This is a genomic window from Hyphomonas sp. FCG-A18 (assembly GCF_045287255.1).
GTDB lineage: Bacteria > Pseudomonadota > Alphaproteobacteria > Caulobacterales > Hyphomonadaceae > Henriciella.
This window is the reverse complement of record NZ_CP137142.1, coordinates 957,933-979,891: the sequence shown is the minus strand read 5'-3', so window position 1 is coordinate 979,891 and position 21,959 is coordinate 957,933. Positions and strand designations below refer to the sequence as shown.

At 55.5% G+C, this 21,959-nt stretch carries 22 protein-coding genes and 1 tRNA gene; 10 read left to right on the top strand and 13 right to left on the bottom strand.

Annotated features, from left to right (window positions below):
- The 3 genes from RYZ27_RS04815 to RYZ27_RS04805 all read right to left on the bottom strand — a co-directional run bounded on the left by RYZ27_RS04815 (position 1) and on the right by RYZ27_RS04805 (position 2,666).
- Positions 1-1,395, bottom strand: a complete 1,395-nt coding sequence (locus RYZ27_RS04815) for a MotA/TolQ/ExbB proton channel family protein (RefSeq protein ID WP_406681231.1) — start codon at positions 1,393-1,395, stop codon at positions 1-3.
- A gap of 27 nt (positions 1,396-1,422) precedes the next feature.
- Entirely contained in the window at positions 1,423-2,199 is a 777-nt protein-coding gene (locus tag RYZ27_RS04810) for a DUF3450 domain-containing protein (RefSeq protein WP_406681230.1), read from the bottom strand.
- 392 nt (positions 2,200-2,591) lie between these two features.
- Positions 2,592-2,666, bottom strand: a tRNA-Gln gene (locus RYZ27_RS04805).
- A gap of 267 nt (positions 2,667-2,933) precedes the next feature.
- Here RYZ27_RS04805 and sppA point away from each other — a divergent pair.
- On the top strand, positions 2,934-4,793 hold the full coding sequence (gene sppA / locus RYZ27_RS04800) for a signal peptide peptidase SppA (RefSeq protein ID WP_406681229.1): 1,860 nt from the start codon (positions 2,934-2,936) through the stop codon (positions 4,791-4,793).
- Between the two features lie 80 nt (positions 4,794-4,873).
- Positions 4,874-5,218 carry a chorismate mutase gene (locus RYZ27_RS04795; RefSeq protein WP_406681228.1) on the top strand — a complete coding sequence of 115 codons (345 nt, stop codon included), beginning with the start codon at positions 4,874-4,876 and terminating at the stop codon, positions 5,216-5,218.
- On the opposite strand, the gene RYZ27_RS04790 is transcribed toward RYZ27_RS04795, so the two are convergent.
- Positions 5,167-5,550 (bottom strand): Hpt domain-containing protein, encoded by a 384-nt coding sequence (locus RYZ27_RS04790; protein WP_406681227.1) that lies wholly within the window; start codon positions 5,548-5,550, stop codon positions 5,167-5,169. The two genes, RYZ27_RS04795 and RYZ27_RS04790, sit on opposite strands and share 52 nt — an antisense overlap.
- A gap of 118 nt (positions 5,551-5,668) precedes the next feature.
- Here RYZ27_RS04790 and RYZ27_RS04785 point away from each other — a divergent pair, with 118 nt between their 5' ends.
- The 8 genes from RYZ27_RS04785 to RYZ27_RS04750 all read left to right on the top strand — a co-directional run bounded on the left by RYZ27_RS04785 (position 5,669) and on the right by RYZ27_RS04750 (position 13,258).
- Complete coding sequence (locus tag RYZ27_RS04785; RefSeq protein WP_406681226.1) at positions 5,669-5,812, top strand: hypothetical protein; 144 nt, start codon at positions 5,669-5,671, stop codon at positions 5,810-5,812.
- Between the two features lie 72 nt (positions 5,813-5,884).
- Entirely contained in the window at positions 5,885-7,150 is a 1,266-nt protein-coding gene (locus RYZ27_RS04780) for a 3-deoxy-D-manno-octulosonic acid transferase (RefSeq protein WP_406681225.1), read from the top strand.
- Entirely contained in the window at positions 7,143-8,135 is a 993-nt protein-coding gene (gene lpxK, locus RYZ27_RS04775; RefSeq protein WP_406681224.1) for a tetraacyldisaccharide 4'-kinase, read from the top strand. Before RYZ27_RS04780 ends, lpxK begins: the two co-directional genes overlap by 8 nt.
- A complete protein-coding gene (locus tag RYZ27_RS04770; RefSeq protein ID WP_406681223.1) occupies positions 8,132-9,100 on the top strand; it encodes a lysophospholipid acyltransferase family protein in 969 nt (322 codons plus the stop codon). The genes lpxK and RYZ27_RS04770 overlap by 4 nt, the downstream gene beginning before the upstream one ends.
- Positions 9,101-9,153: 53 nt before the next feature.
- Positions 9,154-9,582 (top strand): DUF4345 family protein, encoded by a 429-nt coding sequence (locus RYZ27_RS04765; protein ID WP_406681222.1) that lies wholly within the window; start codon positions 9,154-9,156, stop codon positions 9,580-9,582.
- A 21-nt stretch (positions 9,583-9,603) separates the two neighbouring features.
- Positions 9,604-10,515: a pseudouridine synthase gene (locus RYZ27_RS04760; RefSeq protein WP_406681221.1), complete on the top strand. Its 912-nt coding sequence runs from the start codon at positions 9,604-9,606 to the stop codon at positions 10,513-10,515.
- A gap of 61 nt (positions 10,516-10,576) precedes the next feature.
- Positions 10,577-11,908 (top strand): cytochrome P450, encoded by a 1,332-nt coding sequence (locus tag RYZ27_RS04755; RefSeq protein WP_406681220.1) that lies wholly within the window; start codon positions 10,577-10,579, stop codon positions 11,906-11,908.
- Positions 11,909-11,920: 12 nt separating this feature from the next.
- Complete coding sequence (locus tag RYZ27_RS04750; RefSeq protein ID WP_406681219.1) at positions 11,921-13,258, top strand: cytochrome P450; 1,338 nt, start codon at positions 11,921-11,923, stop codon at positions 13,256-13,258.
- Here RYZ27_RS04750 and RYZ27_RS04745 read toward each other — a convergent pair.
- The 9 genes from RYZ27_RS04745 to coxB form a co-directional block, all read right to left on the bottom strand.
- Positions 13,255-14,247: an EAL domain-containing protein gene (locus tag RYZ27_RS04745; RefSeq protein ID WP_406681218.1), complete on the bottom strand. Its 993-nt coding sequence runs from the start codon at positions 14,245-14,247 to the stop codon at positions 13,255-13,257. The two genes, RYZ27_RS04750 and RYZ27_RS04745, sit on opposite strands and share 4 nt — an antisense overlap.
- Complete coding sequence (thrC, locus tag RYZ27_RS04740; protein ID WP_406681217.1) at positions 14,244-15,617, bottom strand: threonine synthase; 1,374 nt, start codon at positions 15,615-15,617, stop codon at positions 14,244-14,246. The genes RYZ27_RS04745 and thrC overlap by 4 nt, the downstream gene beginning before the upstream one ends.
- A gap of 6 nt (positions 15,618-15,623) precedes the next feature.
- The gene (locus RYZ27_RS04735) at positions 15,624-16,328 is read right to left on the bottom strand and encodes an SURF1 family cytochrome oxidase biogenesis protein (protein WP_406681216.1); all 705 of its coding nucleotides are present in this window, start codon (positions 16,326-16,328) and stop codon (positions 15,624-15,626) included.
- An 89-nt stretch (positions 16,329-16,417) separates the two neighbouring features.
- Positions 16,418-17,287, bottom strand: coding sequence for a cytochrome c oxidase subunit 3 (locus RYZ27_RS04730; protein ID WP_406681215.1), 870 nt, complete (start codon positions 17,285-17,287; stop codon positions 16,418-16,420).
- A gap of 79 nt (positions 17,288-17,366) precedes the next feature.
- Complete coding sequence (locus RYZ27_RS04725; protein WP_406681214.1) at positions 17,367-17,915, bottom strand: cytochrome c oxidase assembly protein; 549 nt, start codon at positions 17,913-17,915, stop codon at positions 17,367-17,369.
- Positions 17,908-18,168 carry a hypothetical protein gene (locus tag RYZ27_RS04720; protein ID WP_406681213.1) on the bottom strand — a complete coding sequence of 87 codons (261 nt, stop codon included), beginning with the start codon at positions 18,166-18,168 and terminating at the stop codon, positions 17,908-17,910. Before RYZ27_RS04720 ends, RYZ27_RS04725 begins: the two co-directional genes overlap by 8 nt.
- Positions 18,168-19,130: a heme o synthase gene (locus tag RYZ27_RS04715; RefSeq protein ID WP_406681212.1), complete on the bottom strand. Its 963-nt coding sequence runs from the start codon at positions 19,128-19,130 to the stop codon at positions 18,168-18,170. Before RYZ27_RS04715 ends, RYZ27_RS04720 begins: the two co-directional genes overlap by 1 nt.
- Positions 19,131-19,213: 83 nt before the next feature.
- Positions 19,214-20,893, bottom strand: coding sequence for a cytochrome c oxidase subunit I (ctaD, locus tag RYZ27_RS04710; RefSeq protein WP_406681211.1), 1,680 nt, complete (start codon positions 20,891-20,893; stop codon positions 19,214-19,216).
- Positions 20,894-20,905: 12 nt separating this feature from the next.
- Positions 20,906-21,850: a cytochrome c oxidase subunit II gene (gene coxB, locus RYZ27_RS04705; RefSeq protein ID WP_406681210.1), complete on the bottom strand. Its 945-nt coding sequence runs from the start codon at positions 21,848-21,850 to the stop codon at positions 20,906-20,908.
- Positions 21,851-21,959: the final 109 nt, after the last annotated feature.

Sequence of the window (21,959 nt, the reverse complement as noted above, 5' to 3'; positions counted from 1 at the left end):
TTACGCCCCCGCACTCCGTTCTGCGCGCTCCGCAACAAGACCAGCAGCCTGCTCGTCCAGGACCTGCTGGTTACCGCGCGCCATAGAGGCCGCAACAGCGTGCAGGAGGAGAAGCGGGATGGCCGCAACAAGACCGAGAACCGTTGTCATAAGCGCGGTTGAAATACCGCCCGCCATGAGTTTCGGATCACCGGCACCAAAGTTGGTAATCGCGGTAAAGGTAATGATCATACCAATAACCGTACCAAGCAGACCCAGAAGCGGGGCTACCGCAGCAAGCACTTTAACAACATCGTTGAAGCGCTCGATTTTTGGTGATTCGCGCAGGATCTGCTCGTCGAGCTTCAGCTCGAGTGTTTCCAGATCAGCGTTCTTGTTGGTCTCATAAGCTTCGAAGACACGCGCCAATGGGTTACCGTCACCGGCTTGCTTGGTCTTGGCTGTTGCGCGCATTGCGCCACCCATCAGGAACAGGGTCACGATCTTAAACAAGGCAAACAGCAGGCCGATGGCCAGCAGAACCAGGATGACCGCACCAACGAAACCACCTTGGCCAATCCGCTCACCAAGAGATGGCTTCTCGCCTTCAATCGCGAACAGGTCACCTTTGGATGGGTCGAATGGAACGATGACTGTATTGCCATCAGAGTTCATCAGGTTGCGCATAGCACTGCGGAATTTGCCAGAAGGCTGCGCCTTGAAGACACGCAGGTAAGGCTCGTCTGTGTTGTCAGACACAACTTCCGCAAAAGAGACATCGTCTGTTGTCGCGGCTGTAAAGACGCCAACGCGCAGCAGTTCTTTTTCAACGATTTCACCTTCAGCGCCAGAACCGGCAACTTCAGCAGTAAACGTTTTAACCTCTGACTGTGCGATCATCTCCTGGAGCATGGCCTTTGGCAGGGCATCCAGGTCGGCGCGCGTTGGCAGTGAACGGGCTTGAGAGACTTCAGAAAGTTTCTCGGCACGACCGCCATATTCAAAGTTAGACAGAGATGATTCGATGATTGGCATCGTCTCACCAGCGGCTGTCCGGAACTGGCCCAGCAGCTCACCGAAATCACCAGCTTGCGTTTCAAGCTCAGCAGACAGCTCGCCCAATTGACGCTCATTTTCATCGAACTCAGCGTTTAGGCGTGCGCCGACAGCTTCTGCAGCGGCCAGTTCACGACGCGCTTCTTCCATCTCAGCGGCTTGCGCATCGCGCTCACGTTGGAAAGCCGCAACACGCTCACGGTCTTCGGCGCTAAGCTGGTTTGAGTCCTGCTGAATACGACGAACGATGTCGCTCAGAGATGCATTCTGTGCGACCGCGGGGGCCGTTGCGATAAAGCCAGTGCCCGCGAGCAGCGCGGCGGCACCAATGGCTTTGAGGGATCGAGAAATATTTTTCATGTCCATAAACCTCTTCAAATCCTGTCTCTATTCCACGCTCAGCTTGGCAGCTGGAGCATAGATGACGCCAGGCGTTGTGCGGCCTTGGGCAATCTTAATGGCTTTTTCGATGTCCGCTTTGAACTTGCTTTCAACATCGACCCACTCACGTGTCGCGCGGTCATAGCGCTGCGCGTAACGACGGTCCGGTGACATACGAACAAGCGCGACACGACCATACAGGAACATGTCCACTTTCACTTCATTATCGCCAATGGTGACCGTCTCCGGCCATGTATCAACCGTACGACCGTATTCCATTTCAGCCTGATAGGCTTCGATGATCAGGCGGTATTTTTCAACGATTGGCACATCCGCGCTGTCCATAGCTGTCTGGATGGTTTCAAGACGCGCGCGGCGATCATCCAACCTGAACGGCAGGTCAGCCTCAACAAATGCTTCAAGATCAGTGATCAGGTCCAGCAGCATTGGAACCGTCTGGGCGGTAATCTCGTCAACACGACCAAGCTGATCGGTCAGAGACGCGAGTTCACGACGCTGTGACTCAACAACTTTTTCTTGCTGGCGTGCATAAAGTTCAGCAGCCTGCTTACGCTGAAGAAGGGTACGGAATTCACCGACCATGTCAGAGCGCTCATCATCCAGCTGGTTGATCCGCTCTTGTGTACGCTCAGCGTTACGTGTTGCTTGCTCACCTGTATTCAGCGCGGGCCGCAACTGGCCTTGCGCAACGGCTGGAAGGGTCAGTCCAGCAACCAATGTGGCTGCAATGACGCTTCGGGCCGGTGTCAGAACTCTCTTCATGAAGTCTGCCTCTCACTCTCCGATTGGATGCATGAGGATTTTTTATCCTCATACGGAAACCTTGTTTTCAGCAAAACGGAGATGACTCCGCTTACCGGTCTAACTCTGTACCCACACACACAGGTACGCTTAAGTCGCTCAAGAAGGGACAGGTTTGACCTGTAACCTCCCCTGGGGTTCGGGGGTGTTAACCACCCTCCTGCATTATTTTGCCGCTATTACGGCACTTTCACTTTTGACGCTAGCAGCCCGTTTTGAATGGATCAATGGCTCTAAAGCTTCTGTTCATAATTATGACAGCTATAAAGAAAAATGCAACAGTATTACATATGCATAGCAAAATTATGCCTTTCGCCCAATTGGGGCAGCATATTGCGCGCAATGTCATGAAGTGGCTGGGGTGCCAGGATTCGAACCTGGGAATGCCGATACCAAAAACCGGTGCCTTACCACTTGGCGACACCCCAACTGAGCGGCGGACATAACTAATTGATTTCAGGCTTGCAACCACAAAGCGGCACTATCCACCACGAAATTACAGCTCTGCTGTCTTTCGAAAGCAAATAGCGATCTACACACACTCTATATATACACAGGCGACCCTGCAATTTTGAGAGCTTTCCTTTCGGTCGGTTTAAGCCTCACCCTTGATGATAAGGCAGCAAAGTTTTTGACAAATCGTCAGAGACACACCATATCGTATAGCGATAAATGCTTACCGGAGCACAATAACCATGCGCACATTCTTTTCCGCTTTAGGCGGCGCGGTCGTCGGCACGTTGCTTGGCCTCATTCTTGTGGCCATCATCGCCTTTTCCATCATTGGAGCAACAATCGCTTCATTCGATAAACCTCCTGCCCAAGCTGATGTCATGGTTCTGGAACTCGACCTACGTGACAGTTTAAGCGATCAATCAAAGAAATCAGGCCCCGCAGCCTTCTTTGGTGGCGAAGATGGCTTCATCAATATCCTGACAAAACTTGAGGCCGCTGTGGATGATGAGCGGATCGTTTCTGTTTTTGTCCGTGGTCCTGAATACGGGATTGGATCTTCTCGCGCTGAAGAGTTGCGCCAGCGCTTCCATGCTCTGAAAGAGGCTGGCAAACCTGTTATTGTTCACAGCCAGGGCACATATGGCGGCGGCCCATCAGGTTACCGTGCGATTGCCGCAGCAGATGAAATCTGGATGCAGCCTGGCTCTGACCTGATTACCCCGGGGATCGCGATGGAAACCCTGTTCCTGAAAGGTCTGTTCGATAACCTGTCCATCAATCCGCAGTTTGAGGCCTTCCACGAATACAAGAATGCTCCAAACACCTATCTCGAGAGCGATTATACACCGTCGCACCGGTTGGCGATGACAGCACTTGCGGAAACCCTTTGGAGCGAATCACTTGGTGATATTGCTGCCGACCGCGAGCTGACCATAGAGCAAGTCCAGAGCGCACTTGAGCAAAGCCCGGTTGGTTCAGGCCAATTGGTTCAGCTTGGTCTTGTCGACGAAGAGAGCTGGCCAGAAGAAGCGCGGGATTATGCCGTATGGAAAGGTTTATCTGAAACCGGCCTGACTGATATGGACCGTGATGCCTTTAGTGCTGCCCTGATTAGCGGGGAAGACACTCCAGACTTCCGTGTTCAGCTCATCTCAGAATACATCCCCCCTGCCCCGAATGGCGACAGCCCAACGATTGCTATTGTCGGCGGCCAAGGCGTGATTATTACGGGTGGCGAGCAGGGCAGCCTGTTCTCTGAAGGCCCAGGCTTTGCCTCCGACAATATCTCACGGGCCTTGCTCCAGGCTGCCTCGAACGATGCTGTCGATGCAATTGTCTTCCGTGTAGACAGCCCGGGAGGCTCACCAACAGCGTCTGATCAAATCTGGCGCACCATCGAACGCATTCAGAATGACTATGAAAAGCCTGTCGTCGTTTCGATGGCCTCGGTTGCCGCCTCAGGCGGATACTATGTCTCCATGGGCGCAGACTGGATCGTGGCGAATCGCACAACGATTACAGGTTCTATCGGCATCTTCGGTGGGAAATTTGCAGTTTCTGAAGGGCTTGCCCGTATCGGCATCAATGCTGAAACCATTCAAATCGGCGGTGCCTTTACCGGGGCCTTCTCAACCACCGAAACCATCAACCAGGAACAACGTGTTATGATGCGCGACTGGCTGAAGCGCGGATATGATCGGTTTGTTAGCCTCGTCGCTGAAGGCCGCGAAATGAGCGTTGAAGAGACAGATTCGGTCGCCCGTGGACGCGTCTGGAGCGGTACGGATGCGATTGCCGCAGGTCTTGTTGACGAGCTTGGCACGCTGAATGACGCGATCGACAAGGCAGTCGAACTGGCTGGCTTTGAGGCCGAAACTCAGGCCCGAATTATTGAGTACCCAAAGCTGGATTCCGGTTTCCCATTCGGCAGCACACCCATGGTGGAGGCATCTATGCGCGCGTCTGCTGAGGAGCTACAAGCGATTGGTCAACTCTCCGATATGTTGAACCACCCACAGGTTCAAACCCTCCTTAATGAGGTCAAAGCCGCCGAGACCAGCCGTCTCCAAGCCCGGCTTCCAGCGGTGACAGAGAGATAGCGACTCTGCACCACACTTCTTGAGACTTGCCCGCGCTCCATATAGGAGGCGGGCATTCTCTTTTTCGGAGGCTTGAAGACATGGCCGACACAGAACAGATCGAACAGCGCCGTCATTCGGCAAAAACCGCGCAAACCATGGCGGATGTCCGCTATGAAATTGATCGACTAGATCGCATCCTCGTCGCTCTGATCGCAGAACGGCAATCCTTCATGGATGCCGCTGCACGGATCAAGGGGCAACGCAAGGCTGTGCATGATCGCGCCCGAATCGAGGATGTGGTGACAAAGGTCTTGGCTGAAGCTGAACTTCAGGGCCTGTCTCCAGCTATTGCCGAGCCGGTCTGGCGGACAATGATTGACCGCTGCATCGCTTATGAATTTGAGTCTTTCGACGCCCTCAAGCCCGGCTTGGACAAGGCGTGAGACGCCCGGGCTGCGGCCTCTAGGGCATAGGTCATTTCTGAGCGGACATCGCCCAGCACAACTGCCGCTTCTACCGGGCTGGCCAGCCCGGATCGCCCAAGCGCTTCTGCCGCCAGGCATGCCTCGGCCAACTCATTCGCCCCAATCGACAAGGCCGTTCCCTTGATCGTATGCGCTGCATCCGCCCACTGAGACGCAGGCAAATTCGGATCAAGCATACGCCCCCACGTGTCAGATTGCTGGCGAAAGATATCAAGTATCTCATCCGCCAACTCAGGATCATGCCCAGTCATCGAGAGCAAATGCTCAACATCAAGCTTTCTTTCGGGCATATCCTCCCCCATTGAACTGCTTTTCTTGCGTAAATTTCATAACTGAGTCGGCATTTAGCGCTAGTAATTCTCAAAAAGCGTGTGTATTACACTTGTAGTCAAAGTGGGAGAGTGGGCGATGGTTGAATTGCTCGTGATGTTCAGAAATTTTATTATCGCTCTGGTTCTCGGGTGGTTGGGCTTCAGCTTGCAGCCTGCTGACAACCAAGATCAGAACGATCAGCCTTCTGAAAGTATCGCAGCGACACTTCTGGGTCGCTAGCTTTTGAACAGCATTCCTTGCGCCTGTTGCATGTGCTGTTCATTTTTCAAGATAACCGTATAAGGCCGAGCCATGCGCATCGGCCTTTTTCTGTATCGTATGGTGACGCGACTGATCGCGCCGCTTTTACCCGTCCTGATGCGTCGACGCGTGGCACGAGACAAAGAAGATCCAAACACCCTTTCTCAGCGATTTGCCCGTAACCTCCCAGACCGCCCGGATGGCCCTTTAATCTGGATGCATGGCGCCAGTGTCGGGGAATCCAAGCTCCTCTTACTGGTTGCAGATGCCCTTCAAGAACGGCGCCCGGACCTGACGATCCTACATACGTGTCAGACCCTCACAGGCGCTACTCTCATCAAGACCGACATCGCCACGAAAACAAACCGTATATTCTGCCCCGCACCGCTGGACACACCAGCAACGGCAAAGCGCTTTGCAAACCACTGGTCCCCTGAACTTGCTGTATTTGCAGAGGGCGAAATCTGGCCAAACCTGCTCACCCAGCTTCGTCAGTCCGGCACACGAACAGCGCTCATCAATGCGCGCATGACTCAGAATAGCCTCAACACATGGGCACGCTGGCCCGCTACAGCGCGCAAAATCCTTGGCGGTTTCGACATCATCGCAGCCAGCAGTCACGACATCGCCAAAACCCTGAAAGCCCTCGCACCGCAAACCACTCACCTACCCGCTAATCTCAAGACATCCCTGCCCCCACTCTCGGTGGAGGAATCAGAGCTAACAGCATTGAAAACAGCAATTGGTGAGCGCCCTATTCTGCTGGCGGCCTCGACCCATCCCGGTGAAGAAACACTCGTCTTGAACGCTCTCAAAGCTATGAGCCTGTCGCCTTTCCTGATCCTCGCACCGCGCCACCCAGAACGCGGCGATGAGGTCGAGCAGCTCTGCCATACCCATAAACACACGGTCGCCCGCCGCAGTTTTGGCACCGAAGTCAACGCCGACACAAATATCCTTCTCGCTGATACAATGGGGGAAATGGGTCTGTGGATGCATCTGGCTCACTGGGTCTATCTCGGCGGTGGCCACACACCCGGCATTGGTGGCCACAACCCACTTGAGGCAATCCGCCTTGGCAAACCTGTTCTCACGGGACGAGATGTGTTCAACTTTTCATCCATGATGGAAGACCTGGAACAACGCGGCGGCCTGCACTTTGTCAGCGATGCAACAGCACTCGCAGAAGCCCTGCCAGTATCTGCGCCACCACAAGCTTTGATGGATCATCTCGAAGCGACAGCGCAGGACCCCTTGCAAGCAACCCTCGCCGCACTCCTTCCTCTACTATCGGTGGAGGAAACCAGTCATGCGTGAACCCCGCTTCTGGGCTGCTGACCTTGATCCATGGTCGCGTGAAGCTGCGCCGCTCTTTCGTCTCCTTATGTCTCCGTTCAGCGCCCTTTACGGTGCTGTCACGGCCCACAAGATCGCCTCTGCAACACCTGTCCGTATCGATATTCCGGTGATCTGTGTTGGCAACCTGACCGCTGGCGGCGTCGGCAAATCTCCTGTCGTTGCGGCCCTGCGCGAACGGCTCAGCGCGCGCACAGGCAAACGGATAGCCAGCCTTTCCCGTGGCTATGGGGGCCGTGAGAAAGGCCCGTTAAAGGTTGATTTCACACACCATTCCGCCAGCGATGTCGGCGATGAACCGCTGATGCTTTCAGCCAGCGGAGAAAGCTGGATTGGTGCTGACCGCGCTGCCGCTGGGCAAGCTATGGCTGCTGATAAGGTTGACGCAATCATCATGGATGATGGTCACCAGAACCCCAGCCTGCACAAGGACCTATCTCTTGTTGTCGTTGATAGTCATGCCAAGTTCGGAAACGGTCATGTCATTCCCAAAGGCCCTTTACGCGAACCGATCGCCAAAGGCCTCGCCCGGGCGGACGCGGTGATCCTGATGGGGGATGGTCCGATCCCGGAAGCTCTTGAAGGCTTCGACAAACCCATCCTGCGCGCGACGATCATCCCGCGTGGCCCAGCCCCAACTGGGCCTCTGGTCGCCTTTGCCGGGATAGGTCGCCCTGAAAAACTGTTCGACAGCCTCACAGGCTCGGGCGGCGATCTTAAGGATGCCATCCCATTCCCCGACCACCACGTCTATTCCAGCCGCGATCTGCAATATTTACAGCGACTGGCCGAGGACCATCAGGCCAAGCTGATCACAACAGAGAAAGACTATGTCCGCCTCAACCCGCAGGATCGCAGTGATATTCTCACCTTTCCCGTTGAGGCAAAGTTTGAAGATGAGCATATGCTGGACAGCTTGCTCGATCCACTATTCAAAACCTCATGACCGATACCCAATACATCCGTCCCAAAGACATCGATAACCGCTCGACCTTCTGGCAGCGTGTGCAGTGGCGTGTCGAAGCGATTGCCTGGGATGTGATCTATTGGTGGCCAATGACCGCGCTTGGCCCGGATCGCGCGTCGAACTTTGGCGGTTGGTTGTTCAAGAAGCTCGCGCCGCTACTGTCACAAAGAAAAACCGTTCTGCGTAATCTGCGTCTAGCCTTCCCGGAAAAGACCGAGGCCGCACGTGAAGCGATTGCACAACAGGCCTGGGAAAATGTTGGCCGTACTGCAGGTGAACTGCCTCACCTGCCCAAGATCGACCCTTATAAAGGTGACCGGGTTGAGATTACCGGGCTTGAACACCTCGATGCCATTGCCGCCTCAGAGAAAGGGGCCGTGTTCATTTCCGGCCACCTTGCAAATTGGGAAATCATGGCTGCGGTGATCTGTAACCGCCCGGTCGATTGCCTGATCACCTATCGCATGCTCAACAACCCACACATTGACCGGCGCATCAATAAAGTCCGCCACGATTACGGGATTGATGTGCTGACCCCAAAGGGCCTTGGGACCCGCGAGATGATGCGGGCCTTATCCGCCGGACGCGCTGTGGCCTTGATGAATGATCAGAAGTTCAATCAGGGCGTCGCCATTCCCTTCTTTGGCCATGACGCGATGACCGCCCCCGGCCCTTCGCGCCTGGCTTTGAAATATGATGTGCCCATCGTTCCTTTCTCGACCACACGCACAGGCCCTGCACGGTTTCACGTGACCATTCATGAGCCTTTTCTGCCAGAAAAGACAGGCGACGCGGACGCGGATGTTAAAGCCTGCGTCACGCGGATTACCGCCTTTGTTGAGGAGCAAGTGCGCGCCAATCCGGGGCAGTGGTTCTGGCAGCATCGCCGCTGGCCAAAGGATGCGTGGGCCAAGGCAGGTGTCATGGACGCGCCTTCATCATAGCCTTATCCCTGATCTGATCTATTTCAGGGCCAAAGACGGGAAGGACCACCACTATGCCACCATTTGTCGACCTCATCGCCCTGATCGCCCTCGGGTTTTGTGCTTTGCTGGGCCTTGGCTCTTTGTTTGTGCCGAAATGGGCAGCCGGTGTCGTCAGGCTGACTGCAGATCCCGATCCAGATAAGCCCGGCGGGTTTTCAGAGTTTCGCGCCACTTATGGCGGCCTCTTACTCCTCCTGCACCTCACCGCCGCTGTTATCCTCTGGCAGCTGAGCGGTAATACCAATACAGAAATCGTCCTGATGAAAATCTTTATGCTGATGCCGATTGCTGCCGCCTGGTTTGGCGCCGGGTTAGGCCGCACAATGTCGCTTCTGCTGGACGGAAAAGAGAACCGTGAACCGGGTATGATCCCGATCTGGATTCCAACTGAACTGGCGCTTGGGCTTGCGATTGCCGCGCCAGTGCTGCAACTGGTGTGAGAAGCATCCAAGGATACGCCCATGACGGACCGTCGAGAGACGAACCGGCCCCCGCGCAAACCGCGCCCCGGACAAAAGCCCCGCCGCAAATCGGCCAATAAAAAACCGCCCAGTGACGACTGGAGCGCCGGGGAAAGAATTGCCAAATACCTTGCCCGCGCTGGAGTCTCCTCTCGACGCGAAGCTGAAGCCTTGATTGAGGCTGGCGAGGTTCGTATCAATGGCCGCAAGCTGACGACGCCCGCCTTCAAGGTTACCGGTCGCGAGCGGATCGAAGTGCGCGGTAAGCTGGTCAAAGCCCCTGAACCCGTGCGCGTCTGGCGCTATCACAAACCCTCCGGCCTGATCACCACGACCAACGATCCGGAAGGCCGCTCAACAATTTTCGAACAATTGCCCAAGACGCTACCCCGCGTGGTCACGATTGGCCGGCTCGATCTGACGACAGAAGGCCTGCTTCTCCTCACCAATGATGGCGGCCTTGCCCGCGCGATGGAATTGCCCAAGACGGGGTTCACCCGCCGCTACCGCGCCCGCGCACATGGCAGCACATCTCAAGAAGCCCTCGATACCCTTAAGCAAGGCGTCACGCTTGAGGATGGCACGCGTTATACCACGATCAACGCGACCCTGGAGCGGGAAACCGGATCGAATAACTGGATTGATGTTGAACTGACTGAGGGCAAGAATCGCGAGGTCCGCAAAGCCCTCGAACACCTGAACCTACAGGTCAATCGCCTGATCCGGACCGAGTATGGCCCCTTTGAGCTTGGCGACCTGCGCCCGGGCGCAGTTGAAGAAATTGACCCGAAAGCACTCCACGAGGCTTTAGCGGAAATCATTCCGGTTGAGCTTCTGCCAGACCTGCAACCAGTTCGGCGCGAGCGTGGCAAACCTCCCCCAAGGTCACGGGTTCACAGACGCAAGCGTTAGGGTAACGTGCACGTAAAGCTGCGATAGAGAGCAGCCTTTGTTCACGGAGGTTACCCGCGCCATGTCGACCGTCCTTGCGACCCCGCCTGAGACTAAGCTTGACCCAAACCGTACCATGTCCAGCGCCGCTACTGCCCATGCTAATGACATTGTTAGCCCGGACGTTTACGCCGATCAGGCCCAGCTTGATGCTGCCTTTAAACGCCTGCGCGCGGAAGATCCTGTTGCCTGGTGTGAACCCGATGATTTCCGTCCCTTCTGGGCCGTCACCAAACATGCCGACATTATGGAAATCTCTCGCCAGAACAAATTGTTCACCAATGGCGAGCGGGAAATGCTATCCTATCGAAAGACCGAGGAAAAAGTCTATGCAGACTTTGGCCAGCCCCACCTCCTCAAAACGCTCGTCCAGCTTGACGATCCGATGCATTACAAACTACGCCACCTGACGCAGGATTGGTTCATGCCGCATAATGTCAAAAAGCGCGAAGACGCTGTGCGCGGACTGGCGAAACAGTTTGTCGATCGTATGGAGGATCTTGGCGGCGCGTGTGATTTCCAACAGGATATCGCCCTGCACTATCCCCTCCGTGTCATCATGCAAATCCTCGGCGTTCCGGAATCTGATGAACCGATGATGCTGAAGCTCACGCAGGAAATCTTCGGCGCACAGGACGAAGACATGATGCGCGACAAGTCGGTCAAGGAAACCGGGGATGCCTCTGCAGGCGTCGCCTCGATCCAGCAGACCCTTGCGGAATTCTTCATGTACTTCACAGCGATTACTGCTGATCGGCGCGCCAATCCAAAAGACGATGTTTCCACCGTCATCGCCAATGGTAAGGTCGATGGTGAAGATATCGGTCAGCTCGAAGCAATGAGCTATTACATTATCGTCGCGGCGGCTGGCCATGACACGACCAGTGCCTCCACTGGCGGCGGTGTTCTGGGCATGTTGCAGAACCCAGCTCAACTCCAGAAAATGATGACCGACCCGCAAGGTATGGCCCGCACCGCTGTCGATGAGGCCATTCGCTGGACCACCCCGGTTAAACACTTCATGCGCACCGCCCATGAGGACTATGAGCTACGCGGTCAGACAGTGAAGAAAGGCGAAAGCCTGCTTCTGTGCTATCCATCCGGAAACCGCGATGAAGACATTTTCGAAGACCCGTATGCTTTCAAGGTCGACCGCACCCCCAATAAGCTAATCTCTTTTGGTCATGGCGGGCATATGTGTCTGGGCATGCATTTGGCGCGTCTGGAAATGATCGCGATTTATGAAGAGCTTTTCAGTCGCGTGAAGTCGATCGAGCTTGCCGGGGACCCGACTTTTATCAAAGCCAATTTCGTTGGTGGACCGAAATCCATTCCAGTTCACTACAAGTTTTAGCAGGAGGTTATCATGGGTTTTCAGAATATCTCAGAGACTTACCAGGTTGAAACACCATCGGCACCACCATCAAATACGCCTGTGAATCCATTAGACCCTCCTGTCGCCCTCAACGATCCGGAAGTCTTCTCCAGAAATGGTGGATACACGTTCGACGCCTTTGACCGGATGCGCTCAAGTGCGCCGGTCATGTGGCATCCAGAGGATCAGGGCCGTGGCTTCTGGGCCGTGACCTCACACGAATTGGTCAAACAGGTTGAGATTGATCCGGTGACCTATTCCTCGCAGCGGGGCGGCATCCTGATGAATTACGGTCTGCCTGATGCCCCGCGTCACCCATTATTGCATTCGGCCTCTCTGAACGCCCTCATCAATCTGGATCGCCCCCATCATACCCCCTTGCGGATGGAGCATATGACCTGGTTCCGCCCGGACTTTGTGGCTGAACTGAAGAAGAAGGTCGATGTGCACGTCAATCATCTGCTCGACGATATGCGCGCCAAAGGTCCGGTTGTTGATATGGTTGAGACCTTTTCCGCCGAGCTTCCGCTTTTCACCCTGTGTGAAATTCTCGGCATCGCAGAGGCGGACCGTCCGAAGCTCGTGCACTGGATGCACTTCCTTGAAACCTCGCAATATCAGGCGCAGCAGGAAGGCCTCGGCAATGTTACCCCTGAACAGATCATGGAATTCATGACTGAGATCCAGGCCCTGTTCGATTTCGGACGACGCGAGCTTCTGGATCGTCGCAAGAATCCGCGCAATGACTTACTCAGCGCCATTGCAAACGCCGAAATTGATGGCGAGAAACTGTCTGAGGAATTCCTCGACGGATCATGGCTACTCATCGTGTTTGCAGGCAATGACACAACCCGCAACTCACTCTCTGGTACGATGAAGCTCCTGACAGAGAATATGGATCAGCGCGCCAAACTGATGGCCGATGACAGCCTGTATCCAAACTTCGTCAATGAGGCGATCCGCATGGTCAGCCCGGTGACCTATATGCGCCGGACGGTCACCAAGGATACTCAGCTCGGCGATCAGCCCCTGAGCGAAGGCGATAAGGTCGTGATGTATTACGCCGCTGCCAACCGTGATCCGGCCAAGTTCGAGAACCCGAATGCATTCAATATCGCTCGCGCCAATGCGGCGGAGCATCTGGCTTTCGGTAACGGTCCGCATGTTTGCCTTGGCAAGCGTGTTGCGATCATGCAGCTGGAAACCGCCTACCGGAACATCCTGCGTCGCTTCCCGGACATTCGCTGGACAGGAAAGAGCGAGCTTGCCCCAAACAATTTCGTGCACGCCATCGCGTCCCTCGATATTGACCTTGGTCAGGAAGCTTAAGTCAGCAGCGCAACCGCATCACGCGCTTTAACCGGACGCCCAAGGGCGAAGCCTTGCACGTGCCTGAAGCCAAGTTCAGCCAGCAAAGGCAGGATCGCGCGATCTTCCACACCTTCGGCAACCGTACCCATACCAAGCTCGTCAGCAAGGCGCGTAATGGCGTGCAAGATGGTCTGAACGCGGTCTGTCCCCACTTCAGCAATCAAGGCTGCATCAATTTTCAAACTGTCGGCAGGTAGCTGGGCGAGCCACAGGAAAGACGAGTGCCCAGAGCCAAAATCATCAAGCACCAGACGCGCGCCCGTCTCTTTAAGCGCCCGCGCCATGTTCACCGCACCATCTGTATCGCGTAACGCGGCTTGCTCGGTCAGTTCCAGCCGCAAAACCCCATCCCCCAAGCCGTATCCGGAAATCAATGCAGATACCAAACCCGGCAGGCTTTCATCGGCGAGATCCTGCCCAGTCAGATTGACCTGAACGAACAGATCGTCACGCCCGCTTTCCTCACGCCACAGAACCAGAGCATTCACCGCCCGGATCAGCATGTTAGACGCCAGCGCCGTATCTTCGAGCCGCTCAGCTGGATCACTCACGCCATCCCAGCGCGCGAGGGCTTCAAAGCCCGTAATCCGCGCACCAGTGACATCAAATATGGGCTGATAGACGGGCTGAAGATCAGGCCCTGGCCCATCCTCAAGAACAGGGCCAGCGCCCTCCAAAATCAAGCCTGCTGCTCCTGTATCTGTCTTACCACCGAACAAGCTAAGCACGCGGCCATCGGCCAGCGTTAACTCGCAAGAGACGGTTTCTATGCTGCCCGAAAAACTGCGTTTCAAACGCGAGGCACTCAGACCATCCACCGTTTTCGATAGGTCTTCCAAACGCCACTTCCCGCCAAGAGCACCAATCCCGGCCCCTGCTTTCGGAGCAAGCGTCAGGCGCTTTGCTTGTCCATCCCAGGACCAGTCGCCGACCGGCCCGCCACTCATGCGCCGCGCACCCGAGCTTTTACGGCGGCAAGGTCATTGGCAATCTGCTCAAACACTTCACCGCGCGCCTTGAGGTCATCACAGCGCTCAGGCAATGGCACCTTCCGGCCTGTGACCGCTTCGACCGTTTCGGGAAACTTTGCAGCATGAGCCGTTGCCAAAATCACGGTCGCCGCATCACTTTCCGGCAAGTCCCGCGCGACCTTGGTACCAACCGCGGTATGCGGACAGATCAGCTCGCCCGTCTCTTCCAGATAGCGAATCATCTCTGCCTCGGTCTCTGCATTGGTCACAGATTGAGAGGCAAACCCGGTACAGCCAAGCGGGCCACGCATCGTCTGTGGCAGCACGGCCTCGCCAGACTGCTTATACTGATCATAAACACCGCGCACCGCATCGCCATCGCGCCCGGCCACCTCGAACAGCAAGCGCTCAAAATTACTTGGCACCGAAATATCCATGGCCGGGCTTGGGGTGGCTTTTGCAGGCGTGCGCCGCATCACGCCGCTCTCAAACAGCTCGGCAAGCGAGCGGTTCTCATTCACCGCGCACATCACCTCAAATCCATTCAACAGCCCGCAACGTGCAGCGACATAGCCAGCCAGCGCATCACCCATATTGCCACTTGGGACCACAAAGCGCAGCGCCCGATCTGGTCCAAGCGCCGCCTGCGCTGTCGCATAATAGACTGACTGCGCCGCAATCCGTGCCCAGTTGATCGAGTTCACACCTGACAGGCCAACTTCGCTGACAAAGTCGCGGTCTGCAAACATCGCTTTAACGATAGATTGGCAATCATCAAAATCACCATCAACCGCGAGATTATGCACATTGCTGGCCCCGGTCGTCGTCATGAACAGGCGCTGGACCGGGGAAACCCGCTCATGCGGATGCAGGATGAGCAGATCAACCTGACTGGCCCCGGCAAAGGCCGCTGCCGCAGCACCGCCCGTGTCGCCCGAGGTCGCACAGACAATCGTCATCCTCCGGCCACGCGCCTTGAGAACATGATCATAAAGCTGCGCAATCACCTGCATGGCGACATCTTTAAACGCCAGGGTTGGCCCATGATGCAGGTCCATGCGGAAACGGTTCGGGCCATCCTGAACCAGCGGCGTCACGCTGTGATGATCGAAGCTCGCATACGCACGCTCACACAGCCCCGCGATTTCATCCCGGCTCATCGCATCGCCAGCAAAAGCGCTCAGGATTCGCGTGGCAACACTGACATAGCTTTCATTCACACCCGCCAGCTCAATCTGTGGCCAGACCTCCGGAACGAACAGGCCGCCATCTGGCGCCAGGCCTGACAGACAGGCAGTCACAAAATCAACCGGCGCGGCGCGCCCACGTGTGGAAATATACTGCATAGGATCTTAAGCCTTGAAACGAAGCCGTCCGCGTGAATGGTGCAGAACGAGATAGACGCCCAACAGCCCGATGGCCATCCCCCACCAGGTTAAAGCATAGCCAAAATGACGCTCTGGCGGCAGCGGATCGCGCATCAGGGCATAAGCAAAACCGTTTTCAGCCCTGCGCATCCGGGACAGGTCATCGGCAGAGCGGATTGTAATGAACTCCGGTTCAGCCAGAACCGGATCGATCCCGGTTAGCCCCATATTCGCAGCCATCGCCGGGGCGTCGCGGGTAAACCAGATATCTTTCTCAGGTTGATCCGGATTGGTGAACCAGCCGCGCTTGGCAGGCCGCCGAAAAACATTCACCGCGACCATCGCAGGCAACTCGACCGCAGACAGCGGCATCGGCACCGGGTTGGCCCCACCTGTCGCTTCAATCGGATACAGGGCCTGCTCTCCATCAGGGCTGCCCAGACGAACTGCCACATAGCGCCGCCAGACCGGCTCCCCGGTCAGTGTGCCATAGACCTGCTGGACGTTACCGCGCGCATCCTCATCCAGAAAGACCGCATAACTCTCGAAGGACTCAACCGTTGTTGCCGCCTCATAATCCGGACTCATCTTTTCCGAATACCGCGCATACTGCCAATTCCCCAGAATGATCAGGATCACCAGACTGACCAGCACAAAAACGGTCAGGATAGGCATAGGGCGAAAAGTCATCACGTATCCTTCAGGGGCTTGGATGGCAAAAGGCCGGACAGGAGAACCCGCCCGGCCTTAATTGTAAGTGTGCCTGTCAGCACTGAGGCTTAATGCCCCAAGGTCAGATGCGGTAGCACGTAAACGAAGGCGAACAGGAACAGCCAGACGACATCCACAAAGTGCCAATACCACGCGGCAAATTCGAACCCGAGATGCTTCTTCTGGGTCATGTTGCCAGCATACATACGCAGCAAGCAGATCGCGAGGAAGATCGTTCCAATCACAACATGAGCGCCGTGGAAGCCCGTGGCCATGAAGAAGGCAGACCCATACAGTGTGCCATCAAAAGTGAACTGCGCGTGGGTGTATTCCAGAACCTGCAGGCCGGTAAAGCCAACACCAAGAATGATGGTCAGCAGCAGCATGAACTTAGCGTTTTCCATCTTACCATGCTGCAAGGCGTGGTGGGCTGCCGTCACAGTTGTCCCTGACAGGAGCAGGACCAGCGTGTTCATCAGCGGCAGGTGGAAAGGATCAAAAGTTTCAACACCTACGGGCGGCCATTGCGCAAAACGGCTCAAACCTTCAGCAAATACAGGGTTCAACGAGTCATAGGTCGCGCCAACACGCGCATCATGCCAGATGGTGAACTCAAAGAAGCTCCAGAACCAGGCCGCAAAGAACATCACCTCGGAGGCAATGAACAGGACCATGCCATATTTCAGCCCGATCTCCACAACAGGCGTATGATCGCCAATCTGGCCCTCCTTGATGACTTCGCGCCACCAGCCAAACATCGTGTAGATCACCAGGGCAAAGCCGAGCAGCATTGGCCACATCGTGCCCTGCTCCAGGCCAAATAAGCCCTTCATATAAATCACACCGCCAACCGTTAGAACAAGAACAGCAATCGAGCCGATCAGAGGCCACGGTGATGGGTTTACAAGGTGATAGTCGTGTTTGACGTCTTCGGCCATGTCAGGAAGCCCCTTCTGGCAATGGGATTGTTACGTATTTACGCGCTTTTAGACCGCTCCGGGCCAACACGGCAATAGCTTATTGAAGTGCAGCCGTTTTCGCCGCACCTGGAAATTCATCCGTTTGGAAGAATGTATAGGAAAGTGTGATGGTGCGGACATCATCAAGGCCACGCTCTTCATCCATGGACGGATCCACAAAGAACACAACCGGAAGCTTTTTGGTCTCACCAGCCTTAATGATTCGCTCTTCAAAGCAGAAGCACTCGATCTTGTTGAAGAATCGGCCCGACTTGTGCGGCGTCACGTTATAGCTGGCGATCAGGCTGACATCATTTTCGCTCGGATTGGTGACTTCATAAAACGCCAGGCCATGCTCGCCGAGCCTGGCAGGCATTTTCGTTTGCAAAGAACGAAAGCGGATCGGGGTTCCTGATGTATTTGCGTCAAAGCGCACCGTGACCTCGCGATCGAGCACGGCTTCGGGCGCGGCTTCAGCAATCTGCGTTGTGCCGCCATATCCCGTCACACGACAAAAGGCATCATAAAGCGGCTTGGACGCAAACGCGACGCCAAGCATGCCGATAGCACCAGCAGCCGCAAAAGTCGCAATACGAGCATTATTCATCAGTACTCTCCACAGTGTCAGGGGTCGCTGGTGTATCAGCCGGTGGCACAAAATCAGGATCAGGGCGGCTCGTCACATCACTGCTATGCTCCGGCATACGCCAGTAAATACCATCACGAATACGCACAATCGTGGTGACAAAGACCAGAACCAGGAAGCCCAGCAAAGCCAAAGCGAGCCAGATATTTCGCTTTTTCTGAGCTTTACGTTCTTCCGCCGTCAGGGCGCGAATCTCCGGTGTTTCCGGGCTCATTAAAACACTCCAACCTCAAAGTGCAGACCAAAGGCATGTTCAACCAACAGGACTGCAAATAAGACAAACAGGTACAGAATGGAGAAGGCAAAAAGTCCCAGGGCGCGCTTGCGAGCCTGTGGATCGCTCAGATCGTCACCGACATTGCTGCGCCAGATTCGAAAGCACAGAACCGCAAACGCAAGACCAAGCCCGGAGGCCGCAACGGCATAAAGCCAACCACCCAATCCGGTTGCAACAGGCGCCAGCGCAATCGGCAGCAGGACGAGTGAATAAATAAAGATTTCCAGACGTGTGCGCTTGGTCCCATTGGTGACCGGCAGCATTGGCACACCAGCCTTTTCATACTCTTTGTGCGCCACAAGGCTCAGCGCCCAGAAGTGGGGCGGGGTCCAGAAAAAGATAATGGCAAACAGGATCCAGGCATCCAAAGGCGTTGTTCCGGTCACAGCGGCCCAGCCAATGACGGGCGGGAACGCACCGGCAGCCCCGCCAATCACGATATTCTGCGCTGTACGACGCTTCAGAACCATCGTGTAGAACCAGCCATAATAGGCAATCGAGACCGCGAGCAGGACCGCAGCCAGAACGGTTGAGGCAAGCCACATTAACAGAACCGACACGAAAGACATGATCAGCCCCATTGAGAGGGCTTCATCTCGGGGAATGATGCCCGCTGGAATGGGCCGGGTCGACGTGCGTGTCATCACCGCATCAATATCAGCATCATACCACATATTGATCGCCCCGGCGGCACCGGAGCCAAGCGCGACGGCAAGAATGGCGATCGCGGCCATAACCGGGTTCATGGCGATCCCGCTAACCCCCTGCGCGGCGATCAGTCCGGCAAGCGCTGTAAAGACGACAAGGCCCATAATCCGGGGCTTGAGCAATTGTATATAATCACCCGCGGTTGCGGCCCGTGGCATCATCGGGACTGTATCCTGCGTTATCGTTGTCATCGCGTCTCACCTGAACTTATGGAAACGGCCCTTCGCGTTCATTTACGCAAAGGGCCGCCCAGTTTGATCTAGATCTAGGGCCCTTAGTGGCCACCCTCATTTTTCACCACAGGCAGCTCGTTGAACTGGTGGAAAGGTGGTGGGCTTGGCAGGGTCCACTCAAGCGTTGTGGCCCCCTCACCCCATGGGTTCGCTTCGGCCTTACGCTTGCGCAGAATGGATTCAACCAGACCAACGAAGAATATAAGCGTGGCCACCAGCGTGATCGCATAACCGATAGACGACCAGTAATGCCACAGCTCATACGCCTCGTTATAGTCAACATAGCGGCGTGGCATGCCCTGCAGGCCGAGGAAGTGCTGCGGGAAGAACAGGACGTTTGAACCGACAAACATCAACCAGAAGTGAGCATAGCCCAGTGTCTTGTTATACTTCACGCCGAACATCTTTTCGTACCAGTAGTACCAGCCTGCAAACAGACCGAACACCGCGCCGAGTGACAGCACATAGTGGAAGTGGGCAACCACATAATAGGTATCATGCAACAAGGTATCGATACCGGCATTCGCCAGAACCACACCTGTCACACCACCGACGGTGAACAGGAAGATGAAACCGATCGCCCAGACCATTGGCACTGAGAAATCAATCGATCCGCCCCACATAGTCGCGATCCATGAGAAGATCTTGATCCCGGTTGGAACCGCGATGACCATGGTCGCTGCCACGAAGTAGGCTTTCATGTCAGAAGGCATACCGACCGTATACATGTGGTGGGCCCACACGATGAACCCGATCGCGCCAATCGACACCATCGCATACGCCATGCCGAGATAGCCAAAAATTGGCTTCTTCGAGAAGGTCGACACGATGTGCGAGATAATCCCGAACGCAGGCAGGATCATGATGTACACTTCCGGATGCCCGAAGAACCAGAATAAGTGCTGGAACATCACCGGGTCACCGCCGCCCTCAGGGACGAAGAATTGTGATCCGAAGTTACGGTCCGTCAGCAGCATGGTCAGCGCGCCTGCAAGAACGGGCAGAGCCAGAAGAAGCAGAACCGCTGTGATCAGCATAGACCAGGCAAACAGTGGCATCTTGTGCAGGGTCATACCCGGCGCACGCATATTCAGAATGGTCACGATGAAGTTGATCGCCCCAAGGATCGAGGCAATACCCGCAACGTGAAGCGAGAAGATCAGAAGGTCCATCGCGGGCCCTGGGTGCCCCGCTGTTCCTGACAGTGGCGGATAAAGCACCCAGCCACCACCGAAGCCATTCACGCCTGCACCACCGGGCACAAACATGGAAATCATGGCAAGAACAAACGCGATCGTCGTCAACCAAAGGGAGATGTTGTTCATACGCGGGAAAGCCATATCCGGCGCACCGATCATCAGCGGCACGAACCAGTTCCCAAAGCCGCCAATCAAGGCCGGCATAACCATGAAGAAGATCATGATCAGGCCGTGATAGGTAATCACGACATTGTAAAAGCTTTTGGCTTGCTCAATCGCTTGCGCACCCGGTTCGGCACCAAACCAGATCATCATCTGGGTCATTGGCCCAATGCCAGACTCGGCCAGTTCCAGACGGATAAGACCAGACAAGGAGTACCCGATAATCCCCGCAATCAAGGCGAAGACGAGGTAGAGTGTCCCAATATCCTTATGGTTCGTTGAGAAGAACCAGCGGACAAAGAAGCCCGGCTTGTGATCATGTGAGTGGCCCTGATCGAGGGCGATTTCGTCCATAGGCATGTCGATATCCTCTTAGTTCAGGTCCACACTGGCGAGCTGTGTTTGCTCCCCAGCCGGATCAAAATTGTGTACCATCTGCGTTGCCGCATCGATGTCGCCAGTTTTCATAACTTCAACCCAGCGATCATACTGCTCCTGGGTGACCACGCGCACTTCAATCGGCATGAAGGCGTGGTTCTTCCCGCAAAGCTCTGAACACTGACCGTAATAAACGCCGGTTTCGCGTACAAGGAACCAGCCTTCATTCAAACGCCCCGGGATCGCATCGGTCTTCACGCCAAAGGCCGGAACCGTCCAAGAGTGAATAACACGGTCAGATGCGGTCTGGTAACGGATGTAGCGGTTGACCGGGATAACCATCGGATAGTCTGCGGCCAGATAGAGCGGGCGCTCCGGTGTCGCCGGAGGGTCAGTTGGCAGGCCGAGGTGAATACCATTTGAGACAAAGCTGAGTGGGAAACCGGCATCATCGACAATATCGGGATACTCATAGGTCCAGGCCCAGTTGCCCATGCCAATTGCCTTGACGGTGATCCAGCCCTTCTCGGCCGCTTCGACATTGACGTTTGGGTCGTCAACATTGCCACTCTGGGCAATCGCAACCAGGTCCGGCTCATTCTCCTGATAAAACAGATTAGAGAAAGATGGACCGGCAATCGCCACGAGAATGATCACAGGGACAACGGTCCAGACAATCTCAATAGTTGTGTTATGGCTGAACTTGCGCGGCTCAGGGTTGCGCTTCTTGCTGTAGGCGAAACATACCCACAATAGCAGCGCGGCCACGAAAATTGTGATCACTGTGATGATAATCAAAAGGTAATTATGGAAGTCGTGCAGACGCTCCATAATCCGCGTTGCCGCGGGTTGCAGGTTAATACCGCCCGGCTCTGGTACGGCGGCAAACGCCGGCGCGGTCGCCAGAACGCTTGCAAGAAAGGCAAAAAAGTAGCGCAAGGAACACTCCCATCCGATTTTGTCACTGCAATACGTAGTTCGCACAGGGTCGTCCACCCAGTTTGATGAGTTCTTATAAATTGTCGCAGTCGAATAGCCGTATTGCCGT

Bases quoted from the DNA above. Each gene is read 5' to 3' on its own strand.
- RYZ27_RS04815 (WP_406681231.1), bottom strand. From the start codon at position 1,395: ATGAAAAATATTTCTCGATCCCTCAAAGCCATTGGTGCCGCCGCGCTG.
- RYZ27_RS04810 (WP_406681230.1), bottom strand. From the start codon at position 2,199: ATGAAGAGAGTTCTGACACCGGCCCGAAGCGTCATTGCAGCCACATTG.
- sppA (WP_406681229.1), top strand. From the start codon at position 2,934: ATGCGCACATTCTTTTCCGCTTTAGGCGGCGCGGTCGTCGGCACGTTG.
- RYZ27_RS04795 (WP_406681228.1), top strand. From the start codon at position 4,874: ATGGCCGACACAGAACAGATCGAACAGCGCCGTCATTCGGCAAAAACC.
- RYZ27_RS04790 (WP_406681227.1), bottom strand. From the start codon at position 5,550: ATGCCCGAAAGAAAGCTTGATGTTGAGCATTTGCTCTCGATGACTGGG.
- RYZ27_RS04785 (WP_406681226.1), top strand. From the start codon at position 5,669: ATGGTTGAATTGCTCGTGATGTTCAGAAATTTTATTATCGCTCTGGTT.
- RYZ27_RS04780 (WP_406681225.1), top strand. From the start codon at position 5,885: ATGCGCATCGGCCTTTTTCTGTATCGTATGGTGACGCGACTGATCGCG.
- lpxK (WP_406681224.1), top strand. From the start codon at position 7,143: ATGCGTGAACCCCGCTTCTGGGCTGCTGACCTTGATCCATGGTCGCGT.
- RYZ27_RS04770 (WP_406681223.1), top strand. From the start codon at position 8,132: ATGACCGATACCCAATACATCCGTCCCAAAGACATCGATAACCGCTCG.
- RYZ27_RS04765 (WP_406681222.1), top strand. From the start codon at position 9,154: ATGCCACCATTTGTCGACCTCATCGCCCTGATCGCCCTCGGGTTTTGT.
- RYZ27_RS04760 (WP_406681221.1), top strand. From the start codon at position 9,604: ATGACGGACCGTCGAGAGACGAACCGGCCCCCGCGCAAACCGCGCCCC.
- RYZ27_RS04755 (WP_406681220.1), top strand. From the start codon at position 10,577: ATGTCGACCGTCCTTGCGACCCCGCCTGAGACTAAGCTTGACCCAAAC.
- RYZ27_RS04750 (WP_406681219.1), top strand. From the start codon at position 11,921: ATGGGTTTTCAGAATATCTCAGAGACTTACCAGGTTGAAACACCATCG.
- RYZ27_RS04745 (WP_406681218.1), bottom strand. From the start codon at position 14,247: ATGAGTGGCGGGCCGGTCGGCGACTGGTCCTGGGATGGACAAGCAAAG.
- thrC (WP_406681217.1), bottom strand. From the start codon at position 15,617: ATGCAGTATATTTCCACACGTGGGCGCGCCGCGCCGGTTGATTTTGTG.
- RYZ27_RS04735 (WP_406681216.1), bottom strand. From the start codon at position 16,328: ATGACTTTTCGCCCTATGCCTATCCTGACCGTTTTTGTGCTGGTCAGT.
- RYZ27_RS04730 (WP_406681215.1), bottom strand. From the start codon at position 17,287: ATGGCCGAAGACGTCAAACACGACTATCACCTTGTAAACCCATCACCG.
- RYZ27_RS04725 (WP_406681214.1), bottom strand. From the start codon at position 17,915: ATGAATAATGCTCGTATTGCGACTTTTGCGGCTGCTGGTGCTATCGGC.
- RYZ27_RS04720 (WP_406681213.1), bottom strand. From the start codon at position 18,168: ATGAGCCCGGAAACACCGGAGATTCGCGCCCTGACGGCGGAAGAACGT.
- RYZ27_RS04715 (WP_406681212.1), bottom strand. From the start codon at position 19,130: ATGACAACGATAACGCAGGATACAGTCCCGATGATGCCACGGGCCGCA.
- ctaD (WP_406681211.1), bottom strand. From the start codon at position 20,893: ATGCCTATGGACGAAATCGCCCTCGATCAGGGCCACTCACATGATCAC.